General features: G+C 75.5%; 18 protein-coding genes. 15 read left to right on the forward strand and 3 right to left on the reverse strand.

Annotated elements, in window-relative coordinates; translation table 11 throughout:
- The first annotated feature begins 4 nt into the window (after window positions 1–4).
- The 15 genes from BMZ50_RS24020 (at window position 5) to BMZ50_RS05450 (ending at window position 17,346) form a co-directional block, all read left to right on the forward strand.
- Entirely contained in the window at window positions 5–631 is a 627-nt protein-coding gene (locus BMZ50_RS24020; RefSeq protein ID WP_177212651.1) for a Pvc16 family protein, read from the forward strand.
- Window positions 628–2,688: an ATP-binding protein gene (locus BMZ50_RS05385; protein ID WP_177212652.1), complete on the forward strand. Its 2,061-nt coding sequence runs from the start codon at window positions 628–630 to the stop codon at window positions 2,686–2,688. The genes BMZ50_RS24020 and BMZ50_RS05385 overlap by 4 nt, the downstream gene beginning before the upstream one ends.
- Before the next feature lie 345 nt (window positions 2,689–3,033).
- Entirely contained in the window at window positions 3,034–4,986 is a 1,953-nt protein-coding gene (locus BMZ50_RS05390; RefSeq protein ID WP_091322072.1) for a PASTA domain-containing protein, read from the forward strand.
- Between the two features lie 8 nt (window positions 4,987–4,994).
- A complete protein-coding gene (locus BMZ50_RS05395; RefSeq protein WP_218146112.1) occupies window positions 4,995–5,711 on the forward strand; it encodes an eCIS core domain-containing protein in 717 nt (238 codons plus the stop codon).
- Between the two features lie 182 nt (window positions 5,712–5,893).
- Window positions 5,894–7,477, forward strand: a complete 1,584-nt coding sequence (locus tag BMZ50_RS05400) for a phage tail sheath family protein (protein ID WP_091322074.1) — start codon at window positions 5,894–5,896, stop codon at window positions 7,475–7,477.
- A gap of 38 nt (window positions 7,478–7,515) precedes the next feature.
- The gene (locus BMZ50_RS05405; protein ID WP_091322076.1) at window positions 7,516–7,962 is read left to right on the forward strand and encodes a phage tail protein; all 447 of its coding nucleotides are present in this window, start codon (window positions 7,516–7,518) and stop codon (window positions 7,960–7,962) included.
- The gene (locus BMZ50_RS05410) at window positions 7,962–8,414 is read left to right on the forward strand and encodes a hypothetical protein (protein ID WP_091322078.1); all 453 of its coding nucleotides are present in this window, start codon (window positions 7,962–7,964) and stop codon (window positions 8,412–8,414) included. The genes BMZ50_RS05405 and BMZ50_RS05410 overlap by 1 nt, the downstream gene beginning before the upstream one ends.
- Complete coding sequence (locus BMZ50_RS24025) at window positions 8,411–8,569, forward strand: DUF6760 family protein (RefSeq protein WP_091322080.1); 159 nt, start codon at window positions 8,411–8,413, stop codon at window positions 8,567–8,569. The genes BMZ50_RS05410 and BMZ50_RS24025 overlap by 4 nt, the downstream gene beginning before the upstream one ends.
- A gap of 2,673 nt (window positions 8,570–11,242) precedes the next feature.
- Window positions 11,243–11,371 (forward strand): hypothetical protein, encoded by a 129-nt coding sequence (locus BMZ50_RS24965; RefSeq protein ID WP_281245396.1) that lies wholly within the window; start codon window positions 11,243–11,245, stop codon window positions 11,369–11,371.
- Between the two features lie 14 nt (window positions 11,372–11,385).
- Window positions 11,386–11,862, forward strand: coding sequence for a phage tail protein (locus tag BMZ50_RS05425; protein ID WP_091322083.1), 477 nt, complete (start codon window positions 11,386–11,388; stop codon window positions 11,860–11,862).
- Between the two features lie 9 nt (window positions 11,863–11,871).
- Window positions 11,872–12,633, forward strand: a complete 762-nt coding sequence (locus BMZ50_RS05430; protein WP_091322085.1) for a CIS tube protein — start codon at window positions 11,872–11,874, stop codon at window positions 12,631–12,633.
- A gap of 6 nt (window positions 12,634–12,639) precedes the next feature.
- Window positions 12,640–14,367 (forward strand): VgrG-related protein, encoded by a 1,728-nt coding sequence (locus BMZ50_RS05435; protein WP_091322087.1) that lies wholly within the window; start codon window positions 12,640–12,642, stop codon window positions 14,365–14,367.
- Window positions 14,368–14,381: 14 nt separating this feature from the next.
- The gene (locus BMZ50_RS05440; protein ID WP_091322089.1) at window positions 14,382–14,825 is read left to right on the forward strand and encodes a GPW/gp25 family protein; all 444 of its coding nucleotides are present in this window, start codon (window positions 14,382–14,384) and stop codon (window positions 14,823–14,825) included.
- Complete coding sequence (locus BMZ50_RS05445) at window positions 14,822–16,771, forward strand: putative baseplate assembly protein (RefSeq protein ID WP_091322091.1); 1,950 nt, start codon at window positions 14,822–14,824, stop codon at window positions 16,769–16,771. The genes BMZ50_RS05440 and BMZ50_RS05445 overlap by 4 nt, the downstream gene beginning before the upstream one ends.
- Window positions 16,768–17,346: a phage tail protein I gene (locus BMZ50_RS05450; RefSeq protein WP_218146113.1), complete on the forward strand. Its 579-nt coding sequence runs from the start codon at window positions 16,768–16,770 to the stop codon at window positions 17,344–17,346. Before BMZ50_RS05445 ends, BMZ50_RS05450 begins: the two co-directional genes overlap by 4 nt.
- Before the next feature lie 4 nt (window positions 17,347–17,350).
- Here the strand turns inward: BMZ50_RS05450 and BMZ50_RS05455 are convergent, their stop codons facing one another.
- From BMZ50_RS05455 to BMZ50_RS05465, 3 genes are read right to left on the reverse strand one after another with little or no spacing between them, the layout of a single operon-like run.
- A complete protein-coding gene (locus BMZ50_RS05455; protein WP_091322093.1) occupies window positions 17,351–20,326 on the reverse strand; it encodes an AfsR/SARP family transcriptional regulator in 2,976 nt (991 codons plus the stop codon).
- Window positions 20,323–21,981: an Hsp70 family protein gene (locus BMZ50_RS05460; RefSeq protein WP_091322096.1), complete on the reverse strand. Its 1,659-nt coding sequence runs from the start codon at window positions 21,979–21,981 to the stop codon at window positions 20,323–20,325. The genes BMZ50_RS05455 and BMZ50_RS05460 overlap by 4 nt, the downstream gene beginning before the upstream one ends.
- Window positions 21,982–22,003: 22 nt before the next feature.
- On the reverse strand, window positions 22,004–23,074 hold the full coding sequence (locus BMZ50_RS05465) for a COG1470 family protein (protein WP_091322098.1): 1,071 nt from the start codon (window positions 23,072–23,074) through the stop codon (window positions 22,004–22,006).
- Window positions 23,075–23,231: the final 157 nt, after the last annotated feature.

Here is a 23,231-nt window from a genome sequence, read left to right on the forward strand (position 1 = left end):
AAGGGTGTTCTACGAGGTCGACGAGGCACTGCGGGCCCTCGTCCGGGCCGAGGTGGCACCCTCCGCCGACGTCGAGGTCGCCTTCGACGCCCCGACCCGGGAATGGGCCGGCCGCCGGAACGCGCCCACGATCAACCTCTACCTCTACGACATCCGCGAGGACCTGCGCCGGCGCGAGCGGGGGGTGGTGAACAGCTACGACGACCGCGGGACCGTCGTCGAGCGGCGCCACCCGCCGCGTCACTTCAAGGTCACGTACTTGATCACGGCGTGGACGCAGCGCCCGGAGGACGAGCACCGGTTGCTGTCCGCGCTGCTGTATGTCTTCCTCCGCAACGAGACGCTCCCGCCGGAACTGCTCACCGGCCGGCTGGCCGAGATCGGGTTGCCGGTCGAGGTCTCGGTCGCGCTGCCCCCGCCCGAGGACCGGTCCTTCGCCGACGTCTGGTCGGCCCTGGGCGGGGAGCTCAAGCCGTCGCTGGACGTCGTCGTCACCGCACCCGTGGACAGCGGCCGGCGCTTCCCGGTCGGGCCGCCGGTCGACGACGGCCTCCGCGTGGGTCTCAGCGACGGCGTCCGCACCGACCCGCCCCGCCGGCGGCACCGGCCCGCGGCAGGACACGGGTCGTGACCACGCCGACCGCACCGGGTCTCCGGCACCTGCTCGCCCGGCTGGGGCTCGTCGAGGCCCGCGTGCGGCGCGCCGTGGCGGCGGGCCGGGCCGACGACCCGGCGCCGGACGACCCGTTCCGCGGGCTGTACCTGACGCCGGAGGCCGTCGACCGGGTGCTGGCGCACGCGCGCGCCCCGCTGGCGCCGGACCCGGTGGAGGAGGACAGCCTGGCGGAGGTCGAGGCGGTCGCGGACGCCGCCGCCGACGGCGGTGCGGACCTGCGGCTGCGTCGCGTCGTCCACGCCTTCGGGCTCGAGCCGCTCGACGCCGAGATCCTGCTGATCGCCCTGGCGCCGGACGTCGACCCCCGGTTCGAGCAGCTGTACGGCTACCTCAACGACGACGTGACCCGACGCCGCGCCACGATCGGCATGGCGCTGTCCTTGTGCGGGGTCCCCGAGTCCGGGTGGGCCGTGCGCGCCCGTCTCGGTGCCGACGCCCCGCTCGTCGCCGGGGGGCTGCTCGTCGTCGAGGACCCGGAGCGGCCCTTCCTGTCGCGGGGGCTCCGGGTGCCCGACCGGGTGACCGAGTGGCTGCTCGGCGGCGACGATCCGGACCCCGCACTCACCGAGCTGGTCGAGGACCCGCCGCCGACCTCCGGCCGGGACGACGATCCGCTGCCGCGGGTCCTGGCCGGCGGCGCCGTCCTGGTGCACCTGCGGGAACAGCTCGGCGGTGGCGGAGCGGTGGCCGCCGCCGCCGCCGCCCGCCGTGCCGGACGGCGTCCGCTGGTCCTCGACCTCGCCCGCCTGGCCGAGCGGCCCGACGCGGGGGAGCTCGCCCCCGTCGCCGTCCGGGAGGTGCGGCTGACCGGTGGTGTCCTCATCGGCGCGCCGGCCGAGGCCCTGCAAGCCCGGCCGGGAGTCCTGCGTGCCCTCACCCATCCCGCCGCGGCGGTCGTGCTCGCCGGCGCCGCCCACTGGGACCCCCGGTGGTCGTCGACCGCTCCGCTCCTGCTGACCGCACCGGCGCCGAGCGCGGCCGACCGGGCCGCGCTGTGGTCGCTCGGGCTCGACGGCGGGGTCGAGTCCGACCTGGACCCCGTCGCGGCGAGCGCGCAGTTCGCGCTCACCCCCGAGCAGGTCGTCCGGGCGGCCCGCTCCGCCCGGCTGCGGGCCGGCGCGCGTGGCAGCCCGGTGACCGCCGCGGACCTCGGGCACGGCATCCGCGCCCAGAACGCCATCGGGCTGGGCCGCCTCGCCCGGCGCATCGAGCCGGCCGTGGGCTGGGACGACCTCGTGCTTCCCGAGCCGACGCGTGCGGCGCTCGCCGAGATCGCGCTCCGAGCGCGCTACCGCGCGCGGGTGCTCGGTGAGTGGCGGATGCGACCGGGAGGCGGCCGGGGACGCGGCGTCACGGCGCTGTTCGCCGGCGACTCGGGCACGGGCAAGTCGATGTCCGCGGAGGTCGTGGCCGGGGATCTGGGCATGGAGCTGTACGCGGTGGACCTGTCGAGCGTCGTCGACAAGTACATCGGGGAGACCGAGAAGAACCTCGAGCGCATCTTCACCGAGGCGGCCGGGGTCAACGGCGTCCTGCTGTTCGACGAGGCGGACGCGATCTTCGGGAAACGCTCGGAGGTGCGCGACGCCCACGACCGCTACGCGAACATCGAGAGCGCCTACCTCCTGCAGCGGATGGAGTCCTTCGACGGGCTCGCCGTCCTCGCCACGAACCTCCGCGCCAACCTCGATGACGCGCTGACGCGGCGACTGGACGTCGTCGTTGACTTCCCCGTGCCCGACGCCGACCTGCGCCGGCGGCTGTGGGACCGATGCCTCGGCGCTGCGGTGCCGCGGGACCCCGACCTGGACCTGGGGTTCTGCGCGACCGCCTTCGAGCTGTCCGGGGGCAACATCCGCTCCGCGGTGGTGGCTGCCGCGTACCTCGCCGCACGGGACGACCGGCCGGTGCGGACCGCGGACCTCGTCACCGGGGTTCACCGCGAGTACCGCAAGCTCGGCCGGCTCACGCTCGAGGCCGAGTTCGGCGAGTACTACGCGGCGCTGCGGTGAGCCGCATCCGCTGCTCGATCGAGCAGCGCCTCCCGCGCAAGTCGGTTCACGGGGCGAGGGTCCGACGGCAGGATTTCCCCACGAGAGTCCTCTCGGAGGGGGGGTGCCCCCGTGCCTGACTGTCCCGTCTGCTCGTTCGACAACCCGACGTCGGCGGCGGCGTGCGGCAACTGCGGTGCGGACCTCCGGGTCGACGAGCCGTCCACCGCTCCCGTCCCGACCGCCGCGGAAGCCGGCGCCCTCCCCGCGGGGGGCTGGAGCGACCCTCGAGCGAGGGAACCTGCCGGCCTGCCGGGACGGGAGCAGCCGCCGCGGTCGGACGCGCGGGAACGCGAACCCGGACCGATGACGGAGGCCCCGGTCCGCGCCGTGCGCAAGGGCGCCGACCTGAGCCTGGAACCGACCGAGCTCGAGGCCGAGCCGGGGGCGGCGGTCACGACGACGGTCACGGTGCACAACCTGGGCGAGGAGGTCGAGCGCTTCACGCTGGAGGTGAGGGGCCCCGGGGGCAGCTTCGCCACCGCGGAGCCGGCCGACCTGCGCATGCTGCCGGACAAGAAGCAGCGCGCCGTCATCCGGTTCACCCCGGCTCGGGATCCGGGGCAGCGCGCCGGGCCGCATCCCTTCCAGGTGGTCGCGCGCTCGACGGTCAACCCGGACGTCGTCCAGCGGGGCTCGGGCGTCGTCGTCGTCGGGGCCTTCGCCCGCCTCGACGCGGACCTCGACCCGGAGGTGACCCGCGGACGGCGTCCCGGCACCCACTGTCTGGAACTGGTCAACGCGGGCAACGCGCCGGCCGGGGTCTCGGTCGAGCTGCAGGACGACACCGGTGAGCTGGTCTTCGACCCGTCGAGCTTCGACGAGACGCTGGAGCCGGGCGTCCGGGAGGAACGGCCCTTCCAGGTCGCCGGACCCGTGCCGTGGTTCGGCCGGACCAAGTCCTTCCCCTTCACCGCCGAGGTCGTCACCACCGGGATTCCTCAGCCGGTGCAGCTGCAGGGCGTCCGCCGGCAGGTGCCGCGCTTCCCATGGTGGGTGCCCACCGTCGCGCTGGCCCTCGTCGGCGTCGCGATCGCCCTCGCGGCCCTGCTGGTCCGAGATCCCCAGGTGCCCAGCGTCGCCCGCGCTTCACAGGAGGCGGCGATCCAGAAGCTCCGCAACGCCGGCTTCAGCAACATCCTCGCGACACCGGAGGGCAGCGACCGCGTCGACGCCGGGAAGGTCCTCCGCACCGAGCCCGGGGCGGGGGAGCGCTATCCCGGGGACGAGCCGATCACCCTGTTCGTCTCGAACGGCCCCTGCGACGGGGAGTGCCCGCTGATCGTGCCGAACGTGGTGACCAAGCCGGTCGACGAGGCCAGGATTCACCTCGCCCGGGTCGGATTGAGGTTCCAGGAGCTGACCGAGGCCGGCGATGCCGCGGCGGGCACCGTCCTCTCCACCGACCCGCCCGCGAACAGCGAGGCTCCCGCGGACAAGCTGGTCACGCTGCACGTGTCGACGGGCCCCGCGTCGGCGTCGGCGTCGGCGTCGGCGTCGGCGTCGGCCGCGTCGGCGTCGGCCTCGGAATCCAGTGCCTCCGCGGGCGCGACGGGAGCCACGGCATCGAGCCCCGCCGGCGGGCCGGGCGGCGGAACGCCTCCGGGGGGGACGCGGCCGGCGATGCCGGACGTCGTGGGCCAGCCCTCTGACCGTGCCGTGCGGGTCCTCGAGCGCGCGGGCCTGGCGACGCGGACCGCGGTGCGGCACACGAGCGCGGCGCCGGCCGGAGCGGTCCTCCGGACGAACCCTGCGGCCGGCGCGGCGGTGACGTCCGGGGACGAGGTCACGCTCACCGTGGCCGAGCCGCTCGACTTCTACGATCTGGCCGAACGCGCGACGTGGCAGGTGGACTCCGCATCGGTGGACTTCCCCGCGCGCACCGCAGCCGGACCGCGGAAGGAGGCGGCCGCGGACCTGGAGGACGGGACGCGCGGACGGGTCCTCGTCCTCCGGCCCAGCACCCCCAGGGGCAGCGTGAGCGGCGATTTCCCCATCACCGACGGCATCGTCGCCGGCGACCACCTGCTCGGCGAGGTCGGCTTCCTCCAAGGGGCCGCCGGGGGCAGCGTCGAGTTCGCCGTGACGGTGAACGGCCACGAGGTGTACTCGCTGACGAAGGAGGCGGACGGCGTGCTGCAGCCGATCGATGTCGACCTGACCGGGGCGCAGGGCGCGACGACCGTGCGGATCAGCGTCGTCGGGCCGGACCACCCGGCGGTGTGGAAGGACCTCCGGATCGAGACCCAAGGCAAGTGAGGTGTGCCGTGCACGACCACGACTTCGACCAACAGAGCTCCCCGGGCCTGCGGCCCAAGGGCGCACGGATCGCGGAGCCCGACGACGCCCGGATGCTGCGGGCCGCGGTGTCCGGACGGCTCGACGTCGCCGGGCCGGCGGGCCTGCTCGGCGTGCAGCGCGCGGCCGGGAACAGCGGCGCCACGGCCCTCGTGGCCGACCGCGACGAGGAGCACGAGTCGCCGGTGCAGGACGTCGTCCGCTCGGCGGGGGCCCCGTTGCCCGACGACGTCCGGACCGACATGGAAGGGCGGCTCGGGCACGACTTCGGCGACGTGCGCATCCACACCGACCGCGCCGCGGAGGCGTCCGCGCAGGCGGTCAACGCGCACGCCTACACGGTCGGGTCGCACATCTCCTTCCAGCGGTCGGCCTACGACCCGTCCAGCGACAGCGGCCGCCTCACGCTGGCGCACGAGCTGACCCACGTGGTCCAGCAACGCAACGGCCCGGTGGACGGGACCGAGGCACCCGGAGGCATCCGCGTCAGCCATCCCTCCGACCGGTTCGAACGCGAGGCGGCCGCCACCGCCGCGCAGGCCGTCGCCGCGCCGGTCGCGGCATCGCCCGCGCCCGCTCAGGTGCAGCGGGAGGCGGCCGCCGACGAGCCGGAGGAGGAGACCCCGGTGCAGGGCTCCTTCGTGCAGCGGCAGGAGGAGGAAGCCGAGGAGGAGCCCGCCGGGTAGCCGGCGGGGCCTGTCCCGAGCGGCCGCGGGAACCCCGCGGCCGCTCGTTCGCGCGCCCCGACCGGCCGGCGTGCCTGTTCGTGCACCGACGTGTGCCCTGTCGCCCGTCCGGCCGTCCCCTCCCGGCGCGCCCTCAGGACGGCACGCTCGGCGGCGACCGGCGTGGTCGACGAGGAGGCGTCATGGGGAACTACCTGTCACCGGGGGTGTTCGTCGAGGAGGTCCCGGCGGGCTCCCGGCCGATCGAAGGCGTCGGCACCGCCGTGGCGAGCTTCGTGGGGTTCGCGCAGTCCGGCCCGTTCAACGAGCCCAGCCTCGTGACCAACTGGAGCCAGTTCACCGATCGGTTCGGCGGCTTCCTGGACGGTGGGTATCTCGCCCACGCCGTGTACGGCTTCTTCGCCAACGGCGGCGGCTCGGCCTACGTCGTCCGCGTGGGTCAGGACGGCGCCGGGGACGGCCAGGGCAACGGCGCCCGGGGCAACGACAACCCCGCGGCGATCAGCCCACCGCGCGAGGGCGTGATCGGCCCCTACCGGGTCGTCGAGCTGTCGAGCGGCGGGAGCACCCCCCGGGGCGACATCACCGTGGAGGTCCAACCGGCGTCGCCGGCCGAGGGCGAGGAACAACCGCCCGAGGACCTGTTCAAGCTCGTCGTGCGGCGCGGCCCGAAGGTGGAGGAGACGTTCGACCGGGTCAGCACCAAGCGCGGCAAGGACAGCGTGCTGACCCGGGTGTCCCAGGAGTCCAAGCTGATCACCATCGAGGAGGTCCCGAGCCCGGGCACGGTCGCCCGGCCGGAACCGGCCAGCGTCACGCTCAGCGCCCCGCCGGCCGTGCTCCCGCCCCCACACCGCATCACCACCGACGACTACGTGGGCGACGTCGCCGACCGGACCGGCTTCTCCGGCCTGGAGGCGGTCGACCAGGTCACCATGATCGCGGTCCCGGATCTGATGAGCGCCTACCAGAGCGGCGCGGTGGACCTCGACGCGGTGCAGGCGGTGCAGATCAAGATGATCGAGCACTGCGAGCTCATGGGCGACCGGGTGGCCATCCTCGACCCGCCGCCGGGCCTGAGCCCCCAACAGGTGGGGGAGTGGCGCATGCAGAAGGCCGGCTACGACTCCAAGTTCGCCGCGATGTACTACCCCTGGTTCACCGTGCTCGACCCGATCAGCGGCAAGAACCGGGCCGTGCCGCCGAGCGGGCACGTCGCGGGGGTCTGGGCGCGCAACGACGACACCCGCGGGGTGCACAAGGCGCCCGCCAACGAGGTCATCCGCGGGGCGATCGCCCCCGAGATCCAGCTGACCAAGGGGGAGAACGACCTGCTCAACCCCATGGGGGTCAACTGCATCCGGGCGTTCCCCGGCCGGGGCATCCGCATCTGGGGCGCGCGCACCCTGTCCTCCGAGGCGGAGTGGCGCTACCTCAACGTCCGGCGGCTGTTCAACTACCTCGAGGAGTCGATCCTCAACGGGACCCAGTGGGTCGTCTTCGAACCGAACGACGACGCCCTGTGGGCGCGCATCCGCCGCACGATCAGCGCGTTCCTGGTCAACGAGTGGCGCAAGGGCGCGCTGTTCGGGCTCACGCCCGACGAGGCGTTCTACGTCAAGTGCGACCGGGAGACCAACCCGGCGGAGGGCATCGACGCCGGCCAGGTCGTGTGCGAGGTCGGGGTGGCCCCCGTCAAGCCGGCCGAGTTCGTCATCTTCAGGCTCGCCCAGTTCTCCGGCGGCACGAGCCTCGTCGCGGAATGACAGACGCGGCCCGCGTCTGACCAAGGAGGGAAACCGGCATGACACTTCCCGACCTCGACAGCTCGGTCGGCCACTCGTTCGGCATCGAGATCGACGGCGTCGTGATCAAGCAGATCCAGGAGGTCTCCGGCCTCAAGATCGAGCAGGACGTCATCGAGAGCAAGTCCAACATGGCCGCCGACGGCAAGTTCGTCATCAAGAAGCTGCCCGGCCGCTTCAAGGCCGGCGAGATCACGCTCACCCGCGGGCTGACCAAGGACAACAGCTTCGAGAAGTGGGTGCAGGACGCCCGGTTCGGCAAGATGGGCAGCGCGCGCAAGGGCGGCTCGGTCATCGTCTACGACTTCGAGGGCCAGCCGCTCAAGCGGTACAAGCTCACGAACTGCTGGCCCAAGTCGCTCGAGATCAACACGATGAAGGCCGGCGACACGAGCGTCCTCACCGAGAAGCTGGTCGTCACCTACGAGGCGCTGGACGTCGAGTGATGAGGCGGGTCCTGAGCACGGCCGAGGGCCTCGGCCGTCCGGCGCCCGCGGCAGAGCCGGCGCCCATCGCCCCCGGGCCGGTGTTCCGCACGGAGTTCCCGTTCGTCCTGCCCCGGGGCTACGTCGACGACCGCGGGACGGTGCACCGCACCGGCTCCATGCGGCTGGCGACCGCGCGCGACGAGCTGGTACCCCTGCGGGACGACCGGGTCCGGGAGAACCCCCCGTACCTCTCGGTGGTGCTGCTCGCGCGGGTGATCACCCGGCTCGGGACGATCACCGACATCCACGCCGGCCTGGTCGAGGACCTCTTCGCGTCCGACCTCGCGTTCCTGCAGGACCTCTACCGGCGCGTCAACGCGGAAGGCCACACGCGGGCCGAGGCGACCTGTCCCTCGTGCGGCCACGAGTTCGCCGTGGACCTCTCGGGTGGGCGCGTGGGGGAATCGTGACGTACGGGGCGCAGCGCGTGCTCGAGGAGGTCTCGTACGTCGCCTACCACTTCCACTGGCCTCTCAGCGAGATCCTCGACCTCGAGCACCCGGACCGGCAGCGCTTCGTCGCCGAGATCGGGCGGATCAACGCCTCCTCGGCCGCCCGGCGGTGACCCGGCATGCGCCTGCGCGACCTGTTCTCCCGTCGGCCGCCCGCTCCGGGGCCTCCCGACGCGGCGCCGCCCGTTCCAGCGCGGCACGAGTGGCAGCACCTGCCCCCGGTGCAGCGGGTGCTGACCGGTCCCTTCCTCATCACGGCCCCGGAGGAGTTCAGCCGGCACCTGGGCAGCTGGCGGAACCCTTCGTTCTTCCATCCGCCGGGTCACCTCCGGTCGCCGGACGCGCCGTCCGGTTCGGTCACCGCACTGTCCGTACCGGCCCGGCCGGCCCGGCAGTGGCCCGCCCTGCCCGCGGCGGTCCAGCGGGACGCCGGCCCTCTCGATCACCCGATCCCCCCGACGGCTCCTCGGTCGGAGCCCGCAGGCGGGCCCGCTCCGCTCGTCGCGAGCCCCCTGGTCAGCGCGGTCGGCACGGCGGCGGAGCCGCCCCCGTGCCCGGTTCCGGCCGTGCCGCTCGAACCCGACGCACCATCGGCGCCGGTACCGCACGACGCCGCGCCGACGGCGGACGGCGCGGCGGGGGAACCGGTGCAGCGGCTGACCGAGCCGCCGTCGCCGGTGGCGCCGCCCGGGTCGCCGCCGGAGGAAGTGGCCCCGATCGCCGGCTCCGCCACTCCCGCGACCGCGCTCCTCGCGGAGCCGGCCGGACCTGCGGCTGAGCCCCCGGCGTTCGACCCGGGGACACCCGTGCCCCCGCCCCGCCGGCGCCTGGGCCTCGGTGCTCCGCTGCCCGCCGGGTACCGGGCGGCCGGCCCCACGGTGTCCCGGTCGACCGGTGCCCCGCCGTCCGCCGGCGCTCCCGTTCCCGTTCCCGAGCCCGCGCCCCGTGCGACCGTGGCGCCGGCGACCGCTGTTCAGCGGGTCGAGGGCGCGGACCCGGACGTCGGCCCGGCAGTGGCCACGCCCCCCGACGAGGTGCCCCTGGTCGGCGACGCATCCATGACGACGCCCGTGCCGGCGGAGGCCCCGGCCCCTACGCCCCTCACAGCAGGCTCGACGTCGGGGGCGCCGGAGGACTCCGGACCGGGGAGCGTGCCGTGGCCGTCTCCCTCCGTGCCGGCAGGCGTGCCGGAGGATCAGCCCCGCCCGGGGGAGCAACTCGGTGCCCCGGACCCCGCTGGCTCGGACCCCGCTGGCTCGGACCCCGCGCCCGCGCCTGGCCCCGCGCCGGCCGCGGTGCAGCGGGATCCCGGCGACACCCGCCACGACGAGGGCACCACCGGCCTGCCGGAGCCGGCGAGCCCAGCGGCACCGGCGGACGTGGCGGTGAACGGCGCCGGGGCCGACGAGGCCCCGCTGGTGGGCGGCGGGTCCCCGCTCGGCGGGCAGTTGCCCGAGCCGGGGGACCGGTCCGGGACGGCGGCTCCGGTGCCGCGGAGCGGACCGACGGCGCCGCCGCTGACGGTCTCCCGGCTGCCGGACCAGCCCCCGGGGGAGCCACGGCCGCAGCAGGCCGACACCAGGCCGGCCGCGGTGCAGCGGGCCGGCGGTGACCGCGACGCCAACGCCGGGTCGGCGGCCGAGGCCCCGATGACGGGGGTCGTCGGGGACGGGTCGACGGCCGCGCCCGCGCCGCTGCTCGGCGAGGCGGCACCGATGGCGTCGGTGGCGATGGAGCCTGCGCACGGCCCCGGCCCTGGGGCGGACGCCGCGCCGCCTCGCGGGGCCCCGCGGGGCACCGGCCTGCAGCGCGCCGTCGACGCCGCCGCTGCCGGTTCCGCCGGCCTCCCGACGGGCCTGCCGACGCCCGGGCCCGCCGCACTCCAGCGGGCGGCCGTTCTCCCGACCCCGGCCGGAGGAGGCACCGGTCCGTCCTGGCCCGTAGCTGCACCCGGCCGCGGCGCCGACCCCGTCGTCGGGACCGGCACCGCCGCCGTGGACGAGGCCGGTCCGATCGGCGACCGGCCGGTCATGCTCCGGAGCGCTTCGACGGAGCCCGGACCGACGGTCGGGCCGGAGGCGCCGACCGCGTCGGTGCCTGCCGTCGGCCCTGGCTGGTCGACCGACCTCCCCGGCGGGTCGCCCGGTGGAGGGACGGACGCCGGGCCCGCTGCGGCGTCGGCGCTTCCGCCCGGCGGCGGCCCGGGGCCGGCGGCCGAGGTGGGCCCGCTGGGCGCACGGCCGATCGTGCTCCGCCTGCTGGCCGCACCCGCCCCGGCGGCGCCGCCCGGGGAGGCACGTGTGCCGACGGCCGACCGTGCCCCCGACGGCGGGCGTCGAGTCTCGGTGCAGTGGGCGGCCCTGCCGCTCCCGGGGACCGCGGCGCCGGGCCCCGTCGAACGGTTTCCGCCGCACGCGGGCGCGACGGTGCCTGCGCCGGCACGTGGCGCGCCGAGCCCTCTCGTGCAGCGCCACCAGCGACCGCCGGACCAGCTGCTCGCCCCCGCGCTCCTGGGCGGTGCTTCCGGAGCGGAGCTGTCCGAGAGTCCCGTGGCCGGGGCCCCGCGCGTCTTCGCACCCGGTCCGGCCGTGCCGGACGCCGGCGGCCCCGCCGTCGCCGGGTCCGTGCCGCCCGGACCGGCGTCGGTCCAGCGGGCGGAGGAGGTCGCTCCCGGGACGGCCTCCGCTCCCGGGACGGCCTCCGCTCCCGGGACGGCCTCCGCACCCGAGACGGCCTCGGGGCCTGAGACGGCCTCGGGGCCGACGGGGGGTGCGGCCCCGGCCGCCGTGCCGTCGGCCCCGGCCGAACTCGACGCGCTCGTCCGCCGGCTGCACGACCCCCTCGTCCGACAGCTCAAGGCCGAGCTCCTGCTCGACCGTGAGCGGATCGGCCACGCCCTCGATCTCCGCTACTGAGCAAGGAGCACGCCATGCCGCCCCAGGACCAGGACCCGGCCGTCTCCGTCTGCTTCGTCGTGACCCTCGACAACATGGACCTCGGGGCCTTCAACAGCTGCGAGGGCCTCGGCGCCGAGGTCGTCATCGAGCAGCGCGAGGAGGGCGGGAACAACGGCTTCGTCTGGCAGCTGCCGTCCCGGATCAAGTACCCCAACATCAAGCTCAGCCGACCGCTCACCCGGTCGACCGAGCAGGTCGCGAAGTGGATCGCGCAGGTCACGGCCGGTGGGGCGAAGCGGGCCTCGCTCGACAAGGCCACGGGGCACATCACGGCGATGACCGGCGACGGGGTGCAGGTGGCGAGCTGGGGTCTCGCGGGCGTCGTCCCGGTCCGCTGGACCGGCCCCTCGCTGAACCTGGACTCGCCCAAGGTGGCGACGGAGACCCTCGAGATCGCCCATCACGGCTTCCTGCGCGACGACGCGCCCGCGGCCAAGGGCCAGAACTGAGGAACGCCGATGGCCGAGCAGATCGTCCTGTCCGCCACGGCGACCACCACGTCGACCGCGCAGCCGGGCGCCGGCGGGCGCCCGAAGCTGCAGCACGCCTGGCTCGACCTCCGGGACCCGCCGCCGGCCAAGGGCAGCCTGGACCCCGGCCCGTCGCGAGGCCGGATCGACTTCCAGTTCAACCCCCGCGAGCTGACGGTCAGCAAGTCGGCCAAGTGGGATCGCGGCTCACAGAAGAACAACGCGAAGAGCGACCCCCCGCAGTTCAAGGGGCCCGACCCCAGCAAGCTGTCCGTGGAGATGTTCCTCGACGCCAGCGACGTCCAGGACGCCAGCGTGGTGGAGAAGGTCGAGCAGCTGTTCGCATGCTGCGTGCCCACCAAGGAGAGCCTCCGCAAGAAGCCGGGCAGCCCACCGTGGGTGATCTTCAGCTGGGGCCAGATGAGCGGCTTCCCGTCCTACGTCAGCTCGGTCTCGGTGAAGTACACCCTCTTCACCCCCGACGGCCTGCCGATCCGCGCCACGGCGACGGTGGGCATCGAGGAGATCTCCGGCGAGCACTCCGGGCAGAACCCCACCTCCGGTGCGCTGACCGCGCAGACCGTGCACACCGTCGTCGCCGGGGACTCGCTGCCGTCCATCGCCTGGCGTGAGTACGGCGACCCGACCGTGTGGCGGGTCATCGCCGAACGCAACGGCATCGACGACCCGATGCGTCTTCCCGCCGGCACGGCGCTGTTCATCCCCGCCGCCGAGGACCTGGGTGGGTGAGCCGGCATGCCCGCGCAGGACTTCACCAACGAACTGCTCGTGACCGTCGACGACCGGCCGCTGGCCGACGACGTGCGCCCGCTGCTGGTCCGCAGCGTGGTGGACGACAGCCGGGCCATGCCGGACCTGTTCGTGCTGCGCTTCCGCGACGGCGAGAACGTGGTGCTGGAGAAGTCGGGCCTCCGGATCGGCAGCGCGGTGTCCCTGTCGGTCGCGTCCAACGAGGTCGTCCCGCGGGGGCCGCTGCTCGTCGGGGAGGTGACCGCGCTGGAGAAGGAGCACGACGGCACGGGAACCTTCACCGTGGTGCGGGGTCTCGACCGGGCGCACCGGCTGACCCGGGGGCGCCGCGTCGTCGGCTTCCGGGAGATGACCGTGTCCGACGTCGCGACGAAGATCGCACGCGGTGCGGGGCTGCAGGTGGGGCAGGTCGACGCGACGACGACGGTGCACCAGCAGCTGTCGCAGGGCAACGTCAGCGACTGGGACTTCCTGCACCGGCTGGCCGCCGAGGTCGGCGCGGAGGTCGCCGTCCGGGACGGCAAGCTCGAGTTCCGGCGGCCCACCCGGGCCAGCAGGGCACCGGCCGGGACGAAGGCCGTCGAGGACCCGCTCGTGCTCGAGCTCGGGCGCAACCTGCTGCAGCTCCGGGCGGTCGTCACCTCGGGGGAACAGGTGCCGGAGGTCGAGGTGCGCGGCTGGGACGCCGCTGCGAAGCGCGCGGTGGTCGGGACGGCGAAGGCGGCCACCCAGTCGGCCCAGACCGGGGCGAGACCCGCCGACCTGGCCGGCGAGTTCGGGGCGCCGCTGCTCGTCGCCGGCACGTCCTGTGCCGCGCAGTCCGAGGTCGAGGAGGCGGCCGCGGCGCTGGCCGAGCAGGTCAGCGGGGGCTTCGCCGCGCTGGAGGGGGTCATCCGCGGCAACCCCGCGGTGCGGGCCGGCACCGCGATCACCCTGGCGGGCGCCGGCGCGCCCTTCGACGGCAAGTACGTGGTGACCGCCAGCCGGCACGTCTTCGAGCAGCAGACCGGCTACACGACCTGGGTCACCGTGACCGGGGCCCAGGACCGCAGCCTCTGGGGCGTGGTCGAGGGCGGCGGCTCGGGCGCGGCGGACGCCGGCGGCCACGGCGTGGTCATCGCCCAGGTCTCCGACAACCGCGATCCCGAGGAACGGGCCCGTGTCCGGCTGACCTTCCCCTGGCTGTCCGAGGACTTCGTCAGCGACTGGGCCCGCACCGTCCAGCCGGGCGCCGGGGCCGGCCGGGGTGCCGTCGTCGTGCCGGAGGTGGGTGACGAGGTCCTGGTCGCCTTCGAGCAGGGCAGCTTCGACCGCCCCTACGTCCTCGGCGGGCTGTACAACGGGATCGACGAGCCCGACCCCGGCGACGTGACGCTCATCGACGGCAACTCCGGCGCGGTGAACCGGCGTGCGTTCGTCTCCCGCACCGGGCACCGGCTGGAGATGGTGGAGAGCGCCGCCGGCGCGCAGGGCATCGTGCTGCGCACCGGCGACGGCAAGCTGACGCTCGGCCTCGACCAGCAGAAGACGCAGGTCACCGTGCACAGCGACGGCACGGTCACCATCGAGTCCCGGGGCGACGTCAGCGTGAAGGCGACGACGGGCACGCTGACGCTCGAGGGCCAGAACGTGCAGATCAAGGGCCGGACCGGGGTCACGGTCGACGGCGGCGCGAGCTGCAGCATCAGCGCACTGCAGGTCAAGATCAACTGATCCGGGGGTGGGCCATGGCGGCGGACTTCGTCGGCGCCGGGTGGGGGTTCTTCCCCCTGCGCACCGACGTGACCGGGCGGATCGTGCTGGTCACCGACGAGCAGGAGGTCGAGGAGAGCATCCGCCTCATCCTGGCCACGTCGCCGGGGGAGCGGCCGATGCGACCGGAGTTCGGCTGCGCCATCCACGACTTCGTCTTCGCACCCGCCGACGCCGCCACGGCCGGCCAGATCGCGTTCGAGGTCCGCGCGGCTCTCGGCCGCTGGGAGCCGCGGATCGACGTCCTGGACGTCCGGGCGGACTTCTCGATGGCCGACGAGGGGACGTTGCACATCGAGATCGGCTACCGCATCCGGGGGACGAACGACCCGCGCAACCTCGTCTTCCCGTTCTACGTGATCCCCACCCACGAGGCGATCCCCGGGTACGAGACGACCGAGCCGGAAGGTGCGCTGTGACGCTGCCCGCCCCCAACCTGGACGACCGGCGCTTCCAGGACCTCGTCGACGACGCCAAGCGGTACGTGCAGGTCCACTGCCCCCAGTGGACCGACCACAACGTCTCCGATCCCGGCGTGACGCTCATCGAGACGTTCGCGATGGTGACCGACCAGCTCTTCTACCGACTCAACCGCGTGCCCGACCGGCTCTACGTGCGCTTCCTCGAGCTGCTCGGCCTCACCTTCGTGCGGCCGACCCCGGCGACCACCGAGGTCACCTTCTGGCTGTCGGCACCGCAGGAGGAGGTCGTCCGGGTGCCGGCGGGCACCGAGGTCGCGACACGGCGGACCACCGTCGACGAGGCGATCACCTTCGAGACCACCGGAGACCTGCCGATCGTCCCCTGCGCCATGGCCGCGCTGGCGGTGAAGACCGAGGACGCCGGGGAAGTCACCGACCGCACCGACGACTGGCGGGTCGGCACGGCGGTGCCGGCGTTCTCGGCCGTGCCGGTGCAGGGCGACGCGCTCCTGGTGGGGCTGTCCGACGCCGTCCCGCGCTGCGCGGTCACGCTCCGCCTGGAGTGCGACGCCAGCGGCGCCGGCATCCGCCCCGACGACCCGCCGTGGCTGTGGGAGGCCTGGAACGGCGGGTACTGGGAGGCCTGCGAGCTCGAGGAGGGTGCGGACGGGACCGGCGGGTTCAACCAGCCCGGCGACATCGTCCTGCACGTGCCGCCCAGCCACCGGACCTCGCTCGTCGCCGGGCACCGGGCCGGCTGGCTGCGGTGCCGCGTCGTCCAGCGGCACGAGCGGCAGCGGCTCTACGAGGAGCCCCCGCTGATCCACCGGATCTCGGCCTTCACCATCGGCGGCACGATCCCGGCCGTTCACCAGGAGACGGTCCGCCAGGAGGTCGTGGGGCTCTCGTCCGGGGTGCCGGGGCAGCGCTTCGGCCTCGCCCGCGGGCCGGTGCTCGACGGCCCCGTGGTGGTCGAGGTGGCCGGGCCGGACGGCTGGCGCGCCTGGACCGAGGCACCGGCGTTCGACCTCGGCGCCGCCGACGCCGAGCACTTCGTCCTCGACGTCGCCTCCGGGCAGATCGTCTTCGCGCCCGCCGTGCGGGACGTCGGCGGCCGCATCCGGCGCCTCGGCGCGGTGCCCCCGGCTGCCGCGCCGATCCGGGTGACCTACCGGGTCGGCGGGGGCGCCGATGGCAACGTGCTCCGGGGCGCCATCCGGACCCTGCGCAGCCAGGTGCCGGTCGTGACGCGGGTGGAGAACCGCCGGGCCGCCGCCGGCGGGGTCAACGGCGAGGACCTCGACAGCGCCCGATCACGTGCACCGGCGTTCCTGCGGACCCGCGACCGGGCGGTGACCAGGGCCGACTACGAGTACCTGGCCCGCGACGCCGACCCGCGGGTCGCACGCGTCCGGGCGCTCACCGGCCGGGACGACGAGCCGGCGGTGATCCGCGTCGTCCTCGTCCCCGCGCTGGCCGGTGACGCGGCCCGGCCCCCCATGCCGGGGGACTTCGCCCCGAGCAAGGAACTGCTCGCGCGCGTGGCCGCCCACCTCGACGAACGCCGGGTGCTCGGGACGCGGCTGATCGTGTCTCCGCCGCACTTCCAGTGGATCTCGGTCGAGGTCTCCCTCCGCGTCCCGCCGACCGCGGACGCCGGCCGGGTCCGGCGGGACGCCCTGGCGACGGTCCACCGGTGCCTGCACCCCCTGCGCGGTGGACCGGAGGGCACCGGCTGGCCGTTCGGGCGCAGCGTCACGTCCGGCGAGCTGCTCGCCGCCCTGCAGCGGGTCCTGGGCGTCGAGGCACCCGAGGCGGTGCGCCTCTTCCGGGTCGATACCGCCACGCGGACCCGGTCGACCGGCTGGACCAACAAGGTGGAACTGGGGCCCGGCGTGCTGCCGTTCTCCTTCGACCCCAGCGTGGTGGAGGCGGCGACGTGACCGGCGGGACCGTGGAACGCGGCACCGTCGACGGACTTCCCTCGGCGCATCCGCTGGCCGACCTGCTGCCCGGCGTGTATCTCGAGGACGAGCTGACCCGAGGCCTCACCCGGGGCCTGGACACCGTGCTCGCGCCGGTCTTCCTCACTCTCGACTGCCTCGACGCCTACGTGGACCCGGCGCTCACGCCCGAGGACTTCCTGCCGTGGCTGGCGTCGTGGGTGGGGGTCTCCCTGATCGAGAGCTGGCCGGCCGAGCGCAAGCGCCGGATCGTCGCCACGGCTGTGGCCCGGCACCGGGACAGGGGGACCCGGGACGGGTTGCGTACCCACCTGGAGCTCGTGACCGGCGGGCAGGTCGAGGTCCACGACAGCGGCGGCACGGTCTGGTCCGACGACCCCGACGTCGAGCCGCCCGGTGACCCGGTCCCCGGCCTGCGGCTGACCGTGCGCGTGCCGATCCCGGCGTCGGTGGACGTGGAGCGGCTCACCGCGATCGTGCGTGAGGCCCGTCCGGCGCACCTGCCGTTCACCGTCGAGGTCGCGCAGCGGACCACCGCGGAGGCCGCACCCTGAGCCGTCACACGGCGGGGGAGGGGCTCGCACGCGCGGCGGGGACGCCCAGGTCGTCCAGCACCTCCGCGTACTCGCGGCGGGCCCGGGCGGCGGCCGCGCTGTCGCCGTGCCGGTCGTAGGCGGAGATCAGCAGCCGCCAGGACTCGTCGGCGAAGGGGTCGATCTCGACTCCCCGGCGGGCCGCGGTGACCCCTGCCGCCAGCTCCCCGGCGGCCAGGTGCAACCCGGCGAGCCGCGCGCAGGCCCGCGCGGCCCGGACCCGCATCCGGTCCCGTTCCCGGACCACCCACTCGGCCGCGCCCTCCTCGGGGAGCAGCTCCCCGCGGTACTGGGCCACGGCTCGGCGCAGCGCGGCGACCTCCTCCGGCCTCCGTCGGCCGGCGCGGGCCCGTTCGGCCTCGGACAGCGCGGTGTCGAAGGCCACGACGTCCACCGTGCTGCCCGGCGGGAGCACGAGGGCGTAGCCCTCTCCTCTCCGCTCGACCAGCCGGGAGGCGCCGCGCGGCCCGTCGGGGGCCAGGAGGGACCGCACGCTGGAGACGGCGACCTGGAGGCTGTGGGTCGCCTGCTCACCGGCCCGGCCGGGCCACAGCTGCAGCAGCGTGTCCCGGTGCACGGTGCGCGGGGTGTGCAGCGCCAGCAGCCGGAAGGCACTCGCCGCACGGGGCCGGACCCCGCTCCAGTCGACGACCCGGCCCGCCACCGACAGCTCGAAGCTGCCGAGGCAGCGCAGCTCCACCGGAGCGGTACGGCCGTGCTCCGTGCCGTCCCGCTGCCGGACCGCCGCGGTTGCGACGGCCGGGGAACCGCCGGCACCGACGTGCCCCGCCACGCGCGCGGCCAGCCACTCCGGCCAGGGGATGCCCAGCCGCACCGCGGCCGCGCGCGCCTCCGCGACCGCCCGGCCGGGATCGCGCTCGGTACCGGCCCCGGCCAGCGCGACCAGGGCCTGGGCGCCCCGGACCCCGGCGGCGCGGCTGGCCGCGTCCGCCCGCCGGACCGCCGCCGCGGCGTCCGCCGCCCCGTGCGCGGCCGCGCCGAGCGCGGCCAGCGTCAGGATCCAGGCCCGCAGCGTTCCGGCGCCGCGCTCGTCGCACCGCCCGGCAAGCTCCTCGAACAGCCCGGGCGGCGACCAGCCGTGGGTCAACCCGGCCACCGCCCCGGCCCCGTCGGCGAGCAGCCCGCCCCAGTCGTCCCCCACGGCCCGGCACTCCGCGCCGATCCGGGTCAACTGGTCCCGGTCGCGCGACTGCAGCCCCCGCAGGACCCGCGCCTGGCGCACGAACCACGTCGCGCCGAGACGCTCGGCGTCCGCGGCGATGCGATCGACCTCGACGTCGACCGACGCCCCTGCGGCCACGGCGACGAGGGCGTGCAGCAGCCGGGCCCCGAGGTGCACCAGACCCTGCCCCGACGAGGCCGGTCCGGGACCGTCGTCCCAGGCCTCGGAGAGGACCTCCTGCAGCGGTCCGCCGGCCGCGGCCAGGTCGCCGCGCAGGAGCGCCGTCATCGCCGCGGCCAGCCGGTCGCCCGGTCCGCGGCCCGGAACGGCCGGGGAGGCCCCGGGGGACCGGGCCACCGCGTCACGCACCCGGTCGAGCCAGTGGAGGTGCGGCTGCGGCCGGCCGTCGGTCCACAGCTCCACCAGCCGCCGTTCCCGGGAGGTCCGCTGCCGGTCCACCGGGTCGGGGAAGAGCTGCTCGGCCCGCCGGTACCGGCCGGCCGCGGCCTGCAGCCGGCCGCTGACGGCGAGCCGCCGGGCCACCGCCGTGCTCAGCCACGGGTCCTCGTCGACGAGCTCGGCCGGCAGCACGTCGTCCCACCGCGGTCCGGCCTCGGTGTCGATCACCTGACGCCCCGCCCGGCGCAGCAGCTGGGTCGCCCGGTCCCACCGCCCGGCCCGCAGGCAGGCGCGGACCGCCTCGCCCGACGCCCCCTCCGCCTCCAGGACCTCCGCCGCACGGCCGTACCAGCAGTCGGCCTCCTCGGCCCCGAGCCGCTCCCGCAGAGCGCTCTCGAGGTGGCGGCGCAGCACCTCGTGGTAGCGGAAGGTCCGGCCGTCGTCGTCGGACGACGTGAGGGCCCCGAGGTGCTCGAGCTGGTCGAGGTCCGCCTGGGACCCCGTGGTGCCGAGGAGCTGGTCGCAGCGGGCGGCCGTGACCACCTCGAACACGCTGGTGCGGGCCAGGAAGTCCCGTAGGTGCGCGGGCAGCTCGTCGAGCACGGTACGGGCGAGGTAGGTGCGCGCCAGCCGCGCCCCGCCGGCCAGGGCCGCGACGGCGCGCCGGCGCTCGACCAGCGGGCGGGACAGGGTGGAGAGGTGGAACAGCTGCAGGCAGGCGGCCCAGCCGTCGGTGCGACGGGTCAGGGCCGCGATGTCGTCGGGCGGCAGCGGCTCGCCGTAGAAGTCGCGGAACAGCTCCTCGACCTCCCACGACCGGAACCGCAGGTGGTCGCCGCTGACGACGACCGGCTGCCCCAGCTCGGCCCGGCACAGGTTCAGCGCCGGCATGCGGCGGGAGGCGAGGACGGCGCTGAACGACGGCGGGCCCCCCGTGAGCAGGCGTTCCAGCTCGGCCTCCCCGGGTGAGCCGATGATCAGCTGGGTGTCGTCCACGACGAGGGTGAGCTGCTCCGGCGTCCGTTCCAGGCCCCGCAGCAGGTCTTCCCGGTCCCCGGTCCGCCCGATCGGCGTGCCGGTGCGCAGCAGGGCGTCGGAGAGCGAGTGCAGCAGGTGCCCGGGATCGGTGTCCTCGTGGGTGACCCGGAGCCAGGCGACTCCGGTCCGCCGGACCGCCGCGAGCTGGGTGAGCAGGGTCGTCTTGCCGTAGCCGGCCGGCGCGACGACCAGGACCAGGCGGGCGGGCCGCTGCAGGAGGTCGAGCAGCCGGCCGCGCCGGAGGCCCGCCTCCGTCGGCCACGGCGGCCGGGGACCCGGCCCGCTCCGCGGTTGCGGCACGGCGGCGGCCACGGCGGTCACCTCTCCTGCGCCGGTTCGTCGGCGGCTGCCGGCGGGGCCCCGGCCCAGCGCGCCGGATCGGACACCTGCGCCGCGGCGGAGTGCACGGCCGCCGGTGCGGCGGCGGCCCGGGCCCGGTTCCCGAGCAGGACCAGTGCGGCGAGGACGGCGACCGCGAGGAGGCAGACCACCACGGCGGTCCGTCGGCCACGGCGCCGGTCACCGGTGTGCCGGACCTGGAGCGGTTCGTCCCGGGCCGCGAGCACGGGTGCCCACCGCTGCGGGTCGGGATCGGTCGCCACCGGCGCGTCGACGGCGGCGGTGATCCCGGTCTGCGCCAGGTCGATGTCCACCATGACCGACGCCGGCGGGGGGACGTCGGTCTCCGGGTCGGCGACGTCGACGGCGACCCGGCCGGGCGCCCACTCGAGGTCGCGCTCCGTCTCCGGCTCGGGCCACCCGGACGCGTCCGGTCCGCCCGGGACCGGGGACGGCTCCGGGACCGGCGGCGGCTCGGGGACCGGCGGCGGCTCGGGGACCGGCGGGGGCTCGGGAAACGGCGGGGGCTCGGGAACCGGCGGCGGTGGAGCTGGGGTGGAGCCGGTCTCCAGCCGGGCGCCGGCGGCGATCGCGGCGCCGAGGCACACCGCGTACTTGGGGTGCGCATCGATGCCGATGTCGAGGTCGAGCTGCCCCTGGAGAAGTCGCGAGACCAGCGGGATGCGGCTCGATCCACCGACCAGCAGCGCCGTCCGGACGTCGGCCGGTGTGACCCCGGCGGCCTGGATGGCCTGCGCGAGCACGTCGACCGAGCGCAGGACCGGGATCCGGATGGCGGTCTCGAACTCGCCGCGCGTGATGCGGACGTCGCGCACGACGCCGGGGAGGACGACGGGGACCGACGCCTCGGTGTCGACCGAGAGCGCCTCCTTGGCGGCGACCGCGTGCTCGCGAACCTGGGCCAGGGCGGCGACCACGGCCGGGTCGTCGAGGTCGAGCGTGCGCCAGGCCGTGCCGAGCACCGCGGCCACGTGGTCCATGACCGCCTCGTCGAAGTCGGCGCCGCCGAGGTGGGGGTCGCCGAGCGGCTCGCCCTGCACGGCGAAGCCCGCGTCGGTCTTGCGGACGACGGTCGCGTCGAAGGTTCCGCCGCCGAGGTCGTAGACGGCGAGCAGGGAGCCGGTCTCCAGGCGCTCGGTCGACGCGTAGAACGCCGCCGCGGCCACCGGCTCGGGCAGCAGCCCGACGTCGGTGAGCCCGGCGGTCTCCGCGGCGGCCCCGAGCAGCGCGGTGCGGTGCTCGTGCCACGTGGCCGGATGGGTCAGGGTGACGTGGGCCGGTGGGGTGCCTTCCCGCTCGGTGACCGTGTCGACCACCCACCGCAGCAGCTGGCCGGCGAGTTCCTCCGGCGTGACCTGGAGATCGCCGAGCAGCATGGGCACGTCGTCGCCGAAACGCCGCTTGAACTCCCGGGCCACCCGATCCGGCTCGCCGATGCCGCGCCGGACGGCCGCGTCACCGACCAGCAGGACGTCGTCGTCGCGCAGGAAGAGCACCGACGGCACGCTCATCGTCGACTGCCCGAGCGGGACGCACTCCGCCCGCCCGTCGCGCCAGAGCGCCGCCGCGGTGTACGTCGTCCCGAGGTCGACCCCGAGGCCGTAGGTCTGCGACATGCCGTCATCCCGGTGCCATGGCTCAGCCGGACTCGACGACGGAACAGTTCGGGGCGGTGTCGCGGTGGCCGGCGCACACCGCCTGGGCCTGTCCTCCGTCCGGGAACCCGTCGGAGACGACCACGAAGGCCGCCCGGGAGAGGCCGGCCAGCTGGGGGGTGGTCCGGCTGTCGAGGATCCGGGCGTCCACGCCCGCGGCGCGCAGCGCGGCGAGCAGCCGCTCGGGCTCGCCCTGGCTGGCCGTGTCGTCGACGAAGGTCGTGCCCCAGAGCACGTAGAACCCGCTCAGCGTGCCCGCCTCGGCCGACGGCGCCGCTCCGGAGCTGCTCGCCGTGGGCGCCTCCGCGCCCGGCAGCAGGTCACGGACGGACGGCCTGGCGAGGAACCCGGCCCCCACGAGGAGGGCCACCGCCGCGAGCAGCGCGGCGGTGGCCCCGGCCGCGCCCAGCACGGGGCGCTGCTCGAACCGGACGGATTCCCGGTCCGGGGCCCCGGAGTCCCCCCGGTGCGCCACTGTGAATCGGTGGGGAACCGCCCGACCGGCCAGCTTCGGCCGGCGGGGACGGACGGACAGGTAGGCCGTGGCGGTGTCGCCGGCGTCGACGGTCAGCTCGGCGGGGGCCAGCGCGAACCCGAGCTCGTGGCCGGGGTCGGCGGCCGACAGCCGCACGGACGCGGTGGCCCGCCCCTGGTTGCGGACCCGCACGAGGTAGCGGCCGGAGCGCCGTCCGCGAGCGGCGACCACGGCGGTGGACACCTCGACGTCCCGGCTGCCCCGCACCGTGACCTCCCCCTCGGCCAGGCCGCAGCGGGTCGCGTCGCGCAGGGACACGCCGCGCACCGCGAACGGCGTCGTTCCCGCGGGAGCGTCGGGGGGCGGCCGGAGCAGCAGCTCGGCCGCCGCCTGCCCACCCGCGGGCACGTCCGACAGGTGCCGGGGCTCGACCCGGGCCCAGCGGCCGGCGTCGCCCAGGACCTCGAAGCGGTAGTGGTCGGCGTCGTCGCCCGGGTTGTGCACCGTCACCGCAACCCGACCCTCACCGCCCCGGGCGACCCGCGGCGCGGCGTCCTCGATCAGCAGCATCGGGTCCACGAGTCCCCCTCCTCGTGCGGACGGCCCCGTGGGTCGTGGGCGAGCCGGTGGCTGCCGGTTCACGGCAGCGGCCACGAAGGGTGGTGCCTGCCGGCGAAACCTGGTGTCTCCCGGCGAAACGAGCGAGTACGCTTCGCCATCCTGGCAAACAGGGGGA

Source organism: Geodermatophilus ruber (assembly GCF_900114385.1).
GTDB classification, from domain to species: domain Bacteria; phylum Actinomycetota; class Actinomycetes; order Mycobacteriales; family Geodermatophilaceae; genus Geodermatophilus; species Geodermatophilus ruber.

Excerpts from the sequence above, each read along its gene's own strand:
- BMZ50_RS05390 (WP_091322072.1), top strand. The coding sequence starts at position 3,034 with ATGACGGAGGCCCCGGTCCGCGCCGTGCGCAAGGGCGCCGACCTGAGC.
- BMZ50_RS05400 (WP_091322074.1), top strand. The coding sequence starts at position 5,894 with ATGGGGAACTACCTGTCACCGGGGGTGTTCGTCGAGGAGGTCCCGGCG.
- BMZ50_RS05405 (WP_091322076.1), top strand. The coding sequence starts at position 7,516 with ATGACACTTCCCGACCTCGACAGCTCGGTCGGCCACTCGTTCGGCATC.
- BMZ50_RS05410 (WP_091322078.1), top strand. The coding sequence starts at position 7,962 with ATGAGGCGGGTCCTGAGCACGGCCGAGGGCCTCGGCCGTCCGGCGCCC.
- BMZ50_RS05425 (WP_091322083.1), top strand. The coding sequence starts at position 11,386 with ATGCCGCCCCAGGACCAGGACCCGGCCGTCTCCGTCTGCTTCGTCGTG.
- BMZ50_RS05430 (WP_091322085.1), top strand. The coding sequence starts at position 11,872 with ATGGCCGAGCAGATCGTCCTGTCCGCCACGGCGACCACCACGTCGACC.
- BMZ50_RS05435 (WP_091322087.1), top strand. The coding sequence starts at position 12,640 with ATGCCCGCGCAGGACTTCACCAACGAACTGCTCGTGACCGTCGACGAC.
- BMZ50_RS05440 (WP_091322089.1), top strand. The coding sequence starts at position 14,382 with ATGGCGGCGGACTTCGTCGGCGCCGGGTGGGGGTTCTTCCCCCTGCGC.
- BMZ50_RS05460 (WP_091322096.1), bottom strand. The coding sequence starts at position 21,981 with ATGTCGCAGACCTACGGCCTCGGGGTCGACCTCGGGACGACGTACACC.